Annotated in this window: 5 protein-coding genes; 2 read left to right on the forward strand and 3 right to left on the reverse strand. The window is 34.7% G+C overall.

The genetic code is table 11. From position 1 onward, the window contains the following. Window positions 1–117: 117 nt before the first annotated feature. Window positions 118–912, forward strand: coding sequence for a universal stress protein (locus AB8B65_RS19670; protein WP_405302990.1), 795 nt, complete (start codon window positions 118–120; stop codon window positions 910–912). 135 nt (window positions 913–1,047) lie between these two features. After that, window positions 1,048–1,209: a hypothetical protein gene (locus AB8B65_RS19675; protein WP_405302991.1), complete on the forward strand. Its 162-nt coding sequence runs from the start codon at window positions 1,048–1,050 to the stop codon at window positions 1,207–1,209. Between the two features lie 42 nt (window positions 1,210–1,251). Here AB8B65_RS19675 and AB8B65_RS19680 read toward each other — a convergent pair whose 3' ends face one another. The 3 genes from AB8B65_RS19680 to AB8B65_RS19690 form a co-directional block, all read right to left on the reverse strand. Beyond that, window positions 1,252–2,100, reverse strand: coding sequence for an alpha/beta hydrolase family protein (locus AB8B65_RS19680; protein WP_405302992.1), 849 nt, complete (start codon window positions 2,098–2,100; stop codon window positions 1,252–1,254). A gap of 2 nt (window positions 2,101–2,102) precedes the next feature. Continuing rightward, window positions 2,103–4,868, reverse strand: a complete 2,766-nt coding sequence (locus AB8B65_RS19685) for a PD-(D/E)XK nuclease family protein (protein ID WP_405302993.1) — start codon at window positions 4,866–4,868, stop codon at window positions 2,103–2,105. A 71-nt stretch (window positions 4,869–4,939) separates the two neighbouring features. Further along, window positions 4,940–6,313, reverse strand: a complete 1,374-nt coding sequence (locus AB8B65_RS19690) for an OmpA family protein (RefSeq protein ID WP_405302994.1) — start codon at window positions 6,311–6,313, stop codon at window positions 4,940–4,942. Between the last annotated feature and the right edge of the window lie 94 nt (window positions 6,314–6,407).

Here is a 6,407-nt window from a genome sequence, read left to right on the forward strand (position 1 = left end):
TGATTATTTTTGCAAAAATTTTAAGTTTGTGGAATGCGCTGTAATGGTTAATTAGTTGTAAATTATGTGATTATTAGCAAATTCCATTCAACACATACACTAAATAAAAGTAAAAAGATGAAACATATATTAGTTCCCATAGGAGAATCAGCAAATGCAAAGAACACTTTGCAATATGCAATTGATTTTGCACAAGCAATGGACGTAAAGGTATTTGTATTTAGAGCATTTAAAGTACTTTCGAAAGCAGGAACTATTTTAAATGTCGACGAAATTGTTGGTCGTGAGACGACAAATAAAGTGAAGGAAGTTGTGGAAAGTGTAGATTTGAAAGACGTAGATGTGTCTGTAATTTCTGCAAAAGGAAATGTAATTGATAGTATCAATTCAATTGATAAAGAATTAGGAATTGACCTTATTGTTCTTGGACCAAGAAGCAACTCAATTAAAGAAGAAATGTTTTTAGGAAATACGTCGGGAAGTATTGTAAAACAAACCGATATTTCTGTATTAGTTGTCCCTGAAGGTTACACTTTTAAGCCAGTAAAAAAGGTATTGACAGCTATAAAATCGGGTGTTATAAAACGCAAAGCTGTTTTAAATCCTTTGGAAGCTATTTTAGAAAAATTTGATGCAAAAATGCGTTTGCTACAAATAAAAACGCCAAACTTTTTAGAGGAAGATTTAGAGTTTCATTCTGAGTTGGCAGCAGTTACGTCTGCATACAAGAGTTCTGAAAATGCAACATTATTTCAAGGAGTTTTGCAGCATTTGAATGAGAATAATCCTGATTTAATCTGTGTTTTTAGACGTAAACGTGGATTTTTCAAAAAACTTTGGGAACAAAATTCTGTAAAGAAAGTAGATTTTGAAAGCCGTTTGCCTTTGCTAGTTTTGAAAGGAACGGAATAAAAAAACGGTTATAAATAATATAAAGCTGCTCAATGTATATGTTGAGCAGCTTTTTTTTTGAATTTCAATCAAAAATTAATCAAAGAATTTAGTTCGGTATTTTGTAACTTTAAAGAGTAACCAAAACTTTATAATATGAAAAAACGAAATCTGAAAAGTTTAAAACTTCGCAAAAGAGTTGTTAGTAATTTTAAAGTGCGAATCGTAAAAGGAGGAGCAACGGGCGATCCATGCAGTGGTGATACAGCGCCAATTTACAGTTGTCATCAAGAAACGTGTATGGGACCACCACAATAAAGAAGTAGATTGATAAGAAAGCGAATCCTAAAATTCGCTTTTTTACTTTTTAATAAAATCAATCGTCGTTTCAACTACTTCTTGCAAATTTTTTGGCAAATGCGTTTCTTTCCAAGGATGACGTGCGCCAAAAACATGATCGGCATTTTTAATGAGATGCAGTTTGCTGTTCGGATTCCATTGTTGTACTTGTTTGGATTCTTCCGCAGGAACCGCCGGATCGTTGGTTCCGTGAATTAATAAATGCGGAATGTGGATATTTTTGGCAGCTCTTTCAATGTCTAAACGAGTGGAATTTGCCTGAAAATCTTCAAAAAACTGATAAAAATGTGGCATTTCTTGCTTCGTTCGTCCATTAATCACATAAAAAACATCTGCTTCTTTCCAGTCTGTCAAAGCATTTCCTTTCGGGAATCGTGCTGCGTAATCGGAAACGCCAGCCCAAGAAATAAGTTTGGTAATTTTTGATTCTTCTGCGGCTTTAATCGTTACAATTCCGCCGCCGCGTGAATGTCCAATTAAAGTAATTTGTTGTGTGTTCGCTTCCGCAGAAAATTCAAAGCTACTGTCCATTAAATGATTTAGTATAAATTGTACATCGTTGAGTTCTTTGGTGTAATTATTTTGTCCGAATGCTTCCAAATCTGGGAAATCGATTGGTTCTTCCATCGTTCCGCCATTATGTGAAAAATTGAACTTCACAAAGAAACAATCTGCTTTTGCGAATGCTTCTGCCACCAAATTCCATGCGCCCCAATCTTTAAAACCTTTATAACCATGACAAAAAATGACAATAGGCTTCTGCTGATGGTTCTTTTTAAAAAAGTAATCAATCAGTATGTTTTTATCGTTTTCGCGTGTTAAAACGTTGTTTTTTAGTTTCTGAATCATGCTTAGACTTCTTTTTCTGTGAATGGAGTATTGATATTGCAAATTTCAAGAATTAACTTTTTGAGTTCTATAACGAAATCGTCGAGCGTTTCTATGGTAACCAACTGATTTTTTTTATCCGCTCTCCCAGATTCTTTAGTTCCGAACTTTAAAAATCCGCTTTGTAAATTTTTAAAAGAGATGATTCCTGCTTCTGTTTCTTGCTGAAACGCTTGTTTTTGGTAAATCATGTATGCGTACGCCAATACTTGAAAGCTTTTGCTGAATTTGTAATCTTGCGTAAGCAAATCCCAATCGACAATTTTCACATCGCCTTTCAACACTTTTCCAGTTTTATAATCAATAATACGCATTACGCCGTCGAGTTCGTCTACACGATCTACTTTTCCACCAATATACACGGGGAAATCCAATTCTGGAATTTCAACTTTTGCTTTTAGCGTTTGTTCTATTTGTAGAATTCGCAATGTTTTTCCACTTTTTAAGGCCTGCAATTCTTGTTGTAAAAAGTTGGTTACATAGCGTTTGGCGACATTAAAAATGATGAGGTTTTTTCCTCTACGAATATTTCCTTCTCCGTATGCTTTCTTAAAATTCTCCACGACAATTTCTTCCACATCTTTAAACATCGCTTTAATGTCTTCGGTAGTGACAATTTTACCTTCAAACGGTTTGTACAATAACTCTAATGTATCGTGTACAACGGTTCCGAGTGTATTGGCAGCTACAGTTTCTTCAACTGCTTCATATTCGTTGATGCCTAGTATTTTTTGGTAGTAAAAATCAATCGGATTGCGAATGTACGAAGTCAGCGCAGAAGGAGAGAAGCCTTTGTTTGCAATGTCTTTGATACGTTTTAGCATCGATTCTTCTTTTAGTACTTCTTGCAATTGGTATTCAATTTTTGGTACTTTCGAAACCACCACATTTTTCGTTAAAGTATGATTTGGCATGTTGTAGGTTTCCAATTGCATTAAAAAACGACTTCTTTCGCCGCCATTTAAACCATCGGCTTCGGTATTGTAAAGTAAATATACGTTTTCGGCTCTGTGCAATAATCTGTAAAAATGATAGGTGTAAATCGCATCTTTTTCTTTATATGTTGGCAGATTGAACTGTTTTTTTAGATCGAATGGAATAAACGAATTGTTACTTTTTCCAGAAGGTAAAATTCCTTCGTTCACGGAAGAAAGAATAATGGTTTTAAAATCGAGCACACGTGTTTCTAACATGCCCATTAATTGCAACCCTTGTAAGGGTTCGCCTTTAAAATCGAGTGTTTCTGTGCTGATAATTTCTTTGTATAAAGCCAATAACGACTTTATATCTGTGATGTAATTGTGTTGTTTGGTCAACAATTGTAATTGATTGAATACTTCGTTGAAACGGTACAAATATTCCAATGCTAATAAATGTTGTTCGCGGTTTTCAATCAATTTGGCTTTCAAATGACGAATAAGCTTCACACAATTCTGAATGGCAAGTTTTGGCTTGTTATTCCAATAGGTAAACAATAATTTTGCAATATCTTGAATGTGTTTTGGAAAGCGTTCAACAATAACCTCCGTACTTACGTAAATAATGTTATTTGACTGAATGTACTGAATAATTTCCGCAGCCAAGTTTTTGTCTTTTTGCTGAAATAGTGGACGCAAATTGGTGTCCGACAATACATTGATAATGTTTTTGTAATAAAATGTATTGTTTCGGTGATGTTCCTGGAGTAAATATAAATTATTGAATGTTGTTGCGAGTGGAATGTCTTTTAGCGGAAATCCCATCGTAATATTAAGTCGTTCAATTTCTTGCGGAAGCGAATTTAAACACGGAATTAATAATTGTTCGTCACCCAAAACTACGGCAACATCTTGAAGCGTTTCATCTTCCTGTTGCAATGTTTCAAGAATTTCTCCTATGTATTTTGCTTGTGTAACGTTTTTAGGAACACCAATAACTTCAATATTTTTCTTTGCTGAATAATTATCAGCAATCCAGGAAAAATCATGCTTTTGAAAATAATTCCATTCGTATCGATGGCGACGTAAAAACAGACTTGCATCGTGTTCGGGATCGTCAAAGAAAATATGATCGGTATCCCATAGAATTTCTGCCAATCCGACTTCTAAAAACTCTTGAATAATTTTTTCTTCGGCAGTATTTAGCGCATTAAAACCTATAAAGTAATGTTTTTTATCTTCGTTTTTCTGCAAATAGAATTCCAAACTATCTACAGCTTCTCGGTACACCAAACCTTGATAGGCAATTCCTTTTTGCGTAATCCTTTCCGTTAATGCGTCGTAATAATGCTCTAGCTTATCCCAAAACTTCAAATAATTATTCATTAAATCACTAGGTTCCTTTTCTGGAGACCATTGTTGAATGCGCTGAATAGCACTTAAATAATTAAAAATGTCTTTATGAGAAATTAGGTAGCGATCAATTTCATTAAAGTCTTGTAATAATATTTGTGCCCATTTTGAGAATGCATCAAAAGGTTCTTGAGCATCTTTTGGTGTTAGTTCTTTGTAAACGGTATAAAACTCGAAAAGCAATTCGGTATTGCTGACTGAAGTGTATCCTGAAATTTCTTCTACCAATTCTTCAATACTGAGAATATTTGGTGCAAAGGAAGTTTGTTGAATTTGTTGTGAGAGTTCGTGCTTTAAGAAGACACCAGCTCTTTTACTAGGCAATACTAACGTAAGGTTACTAATATTGGTATTGTTTTCTAAAATGTAATTGACAACATGTGAAAGAAATGACTTCATGTTGTAAAAATAAAAAAACGCCTCGATATATCGAGGCGTTTTTTATGAAGTTATTTTTTAGTTTTGAAATACTATTTCTTAACTAATGTAATTTCAACTCTTCTGTTTTGAGCTCTACCAGCTCTATTTTTGTTTGTTGCTATTGGAGAACTTTCTCCGTATCCAGTAGCTGTAAATTGGTTACTTACTTTAGTTTTTAAATACTGCATTACTGCATTTGCTCTCTTTTCAGATAACTTTTGGTTTAATGAGTCAGAACCTACACTATCAGTATGACCACCAATGTTGAAAGATGCTTCTGGGAAACCTTTGATCAATTTAGCAATTTTGTCTAAAACAGCATACGTATCTTCCTTGAAAGAATCTTTTCCAGAGTTAAAGTATACAGTTCTAGCTAATTCTCCGATTTCACGAATTACAGTTTCAGTAATTACTGGAATTGGAGGACATCCGTCGTTTTCAGCAACACCTGCTACTTTAGGACATTTGTCATCTTTGTCTAAGATTCCGTCTCCATCCATATCAGTCCAAGGGCATCCTTTGTTTGCAGATGGTCCAGCTTCGTTAGGACAGTTATCTTTAGCATCAGTGATTCCATCGCTATCAGCATCAGGACATCCATTCATTGCAGCAGAACCTGCTACTTCTGGACAATCATCTTTAGCATCAGCAATTCCGTCACCGTCAGTATCAGGACATCCGTTTAATGCAGCTAAACCTGCAGTATCAGGACAGTCATCTTTACTATCTTCGATTCCGTCACCGTCAGTATCAGGACAACCGTTGAATTCTGGTAAACCTTTTACGTCTGGACAAGCATCGTCTTTGTCATAAATTCCATCATCATCAGAATCTTTTCCTCCAAATCTGATTGCAATACCTGCAAGGTGTTGGAAGTGAGGTGCTAAATAGTCCTCAAAAGAGTGCTTATAAGTTGTTTGGTAGTTTAATGCGATGTTTTCAGTAAACCAGTAGTTGATACCTAAACCTACGTTTACAGTACCTGCTCCTATATCATCAACCCACGTGTAACCTCCACCAACTTCTGCATAAGGATCAAATTTTCCAAAGTTGTAAAGTTCGTTGAAGTTGTACTTAATAAGTACATCAAAACCATAATAAGTCAAGTCTTCTACCGCTAGTTCTCCGTACTTCTCAATTCTGTTAACAGAACCTCTTGCTCCTACAGAAAATCCGTCTCCAACATATTTAGAAACGCTAATTGCTGAAAGTGTTGGTAGGATATTGTAGTGATCTCCGACGTTGAAATATTCGTCAAACCACTTTCCTGTAATACCCGCTGCTTCCATATCATTCGTTGGATAGAAATCAACAGCATTAACGCTAACGTTAATTTGCCATGGGTTATTTGAGTCTTGAGCTTTTACGTTGCTGAATCCTACTACAAGCAACAAAGCAACTAAAAATCTGCTAAGATGTTTCATGTTTAATTATTTAATTTTAAGTGTTAATTAAAGGACAAATGTAAGTTGTTAATACTTATTAACAAAGACAAATATATTAATTTTTTTAGAAAAG

This window comes from Kordia sp. (assembly GCF_045105435.1).
Classification (GTDB): domain Bacteria; phylum Bacteroidota; class Bacteroidia; order Flavobacteriales; family Flavobacteriaceae; genus Kordia.

Coding starts and splice junctions, on each gene's coding strand:
- AB8B65_RS19675 (WP_405302991.1), top strand. CDS start 1,048: ATGAAAAAACGAAATCTGAAAAGTTTAAAACTTCGCAAAAGAGTTGTT.
- AB8B65_RS19690 (WP_405302994.1), bottom strand. CDS start 6,313: ATGAAACATCTTAGCAGATTTTTAGTTGCTTTGTTGCTTGTAGTAGGA.
- AB8B65_RS19680 (WP_405302992.1), bottom strand. CDS start 2,100: ATGATTCAGAAACTAAAAAACAACGTTTTAACACGCGAAAACGATAAA.
- AB8B65_RS19670 (WP_405302990.1), top strand. CDS start 118: ATGAAACATATATTAGTTCCCATAGGAGAATCAGCAAATGCAAAGAAC.
- AB8B65_RS19685 (WP_405302993.1), bottom strand. CDS start 4,868: ATGAAGTCATTTCTTTCACATGTTGTCAATTACATTTTAGAAAACAAT.